Origin of the sequence: Amycolatopsis sp. w19 (genome assembly GCF_051373225.1) — a bacterium.
Taxonomy (GTDB): Bacteria; Actinomycetota; Actinomycetes; order Mycobacteriales; family Pseudonocardiaceae; genus Amycolatopsis; species Amycolatopsis japonica.
The window spans coordinates 1-1,527 of the sequence record NZ_JBPQFM010000053.1 but is presented as its reverse complement, the minus strand read 5'-3'; the positions used below and the strand labels follow the sequence as shown (position 1 = coordinate 1,527).

3 protein-coding genes are annotated in these 1,527 nt (G+C 31.4%); 2 read left to right on the top strand and 1 reads right to left on the bottom strand.

Annotated features, from left to right (window positions below):
* Both ACSMFO_RS40075 and arr read left to right on the top strand, forming a co-directional pair.
* A partial coding sequence (locus ACSMFO_RS40075; protein WP_436462526.1) for a DUF3967 domain-containing protein occupies positions 1-259 on the top strand: 259 nt, incomplete at its 5' end.
* A 176-nt stretch (positions 260-435) separates the two neighbouring features.
* Positions 436-852: an NAD(+)--rifampin ADP-ribosyltransferase gene (gene arr / locus ACSMFO_RS40070; RefSeq protein WP_097812968.1), complete on the top strand. Its 417-nt coding sequence runs from the start codon at positions 436-438 to the stop codon at positions 850-852.
* Between the two features lie 157 nt (positions 853-1,009).
* On the opposite strand, the gene ACSMFO_RS40065 is transcribed toward arr, so the two are convergent.
* Positions 1,010-1,378 (bottom strand): GIY-YIG nuclease family protein, encoded by a 369-nt coding sequence (locus ACSMFO_RS40065; protein WP_098400039.1) that lies wholly within the window; start codon positions 1,376-1,378, stop codon positions 1,010-1,012.
* Between the last annotated feature and the right edge of the window lie 149 nt (positions 1,379-1,527).

Genomic DNA, 1,527 nt, shown 5'->3' with positions numbered 1-1,527 from the left:
TGGTGCACGGCAAGGAACGCCCCCCATGCAACCTGCACAAATGGCCGTTCAAGCTCATGAGTTCAAAGATAAAATTGATGATATGGCTCAAAGTATTGAAGAAATAAAAAAACAATTACATGAACAAATGGAATTTAATAAAAAGCTTGTAGAACGTATGGATCAGCAAAGCATGAGTCATATACGTGAAATTCAGGAAACGAGAAAGCAACTTGCTGCTGCTCAGGAAAAAAAGAAGTGGTGGGAATTTTGGAAATAAAAAAGGACTGCTAGCTAATTAGCAGTCCTTTTTTATTTAAATGGTTTGTTTCCGATAACATCTTAATCTCTACTTTTATTAAAACCTTATTTGAAAATTATTTATAGACTGTTTTTCTACTCATGTCCGGCCTTATACTGTTATACGCAAGTCAAAAATATAAAGGGTGTGGCTATATGAATGACAAAAAGAATGTCTTAGATCCTGGTCCATTTTTTCATGGTACTAAAGCAGAACTGAAAATCGGAGACCTGCTTGAGCCATTGTACTTATCCAATTATCAGGATAAAAAATCTAACCATATCTATTTTACTGGAACATTAAACGCTGCTAAATGGGGTGCTGAATTAGCAAGGTCTAATTCAAAAGAGAGAATTTATGTTGTAGAACCATTAGGCGATTTTGAAAATGATCCAAATTTAACTGACAAAAAATTCCCTGGAAACCCAACACGTTCTTATAGATCTAAATCTCCCTTGAAAATAGTGGCTGAATTAGGTTCATGGGAAAGACACTCTGATGAAGAAATAAATCATATGCTTACATCCTTAAAAAAGTTAAGTGAAGAAGGAAAAAATGTAATATACGATTGATTCTCATACTATTTAAACCTCAGTTAAATGCCAGATGAACAATAAAGGCCGCCTTATAAACTAATATATAATGGCGGCCTTTGTTATGGCTATAAATGTTATAAATATAAAGGTTTAGAACAAAATATGACGTAGCATTTATAAATTGTTGGAGATATTAAATAAAATCAATTCCTTTAACCTTACTCATTCTCTTATGGTTTTTTAAAATTGTTAGATGTGCTTCTTGATCTGTCATACAAAAAAATCCGCCTCTCACTTTTTCCCATCCATATTTCTTCATATATTGAATTGTATATAAATTTTCAATTTCTTCGGCTCTATTAAAGGTTATCATTCCTAAATCAATAATCTCTTTAATTTTTTGAGGGGGATGTTTCTTTGTCCAAGCAGATCCTCGACCTTTAAAATGTTTTTTTATTCGTTTCTTTGTGTCATTACTGGTTTGTCCAACATAGTAATTATGATTTTCTAATTTCAAAACATAAATATATCTATGCTGAATACTATCGTTTTCAATTGGCATGGGAAAACCTCCTTGAATACTAAGCTTTGATTTATTATATATGTAAAATATAGGATATCGGGGATGAATTGCTACAATACATATAATTAAACCAACAATTTTTATAAAAAATATTGAATGATGAAAGATAAAGGGATCGATTTAAGAAT

Excerpts from the sequence above, each read along its gene's own strand:
- arr (WP_097812968.1), top strand. The coding sequence starts at position 436 with ATGAATGACAAAAAGAATGTCTTAGATCCTGGTCCATTTTTTCATGGT.
- ACSMFO_RS40065 (WP_098400039.1), bottom strand. The coding sequence starts at position 1,378 with ATGCCAATTGAAAACGATAGTATTCAGCATAGATATATTTATGTTTTG.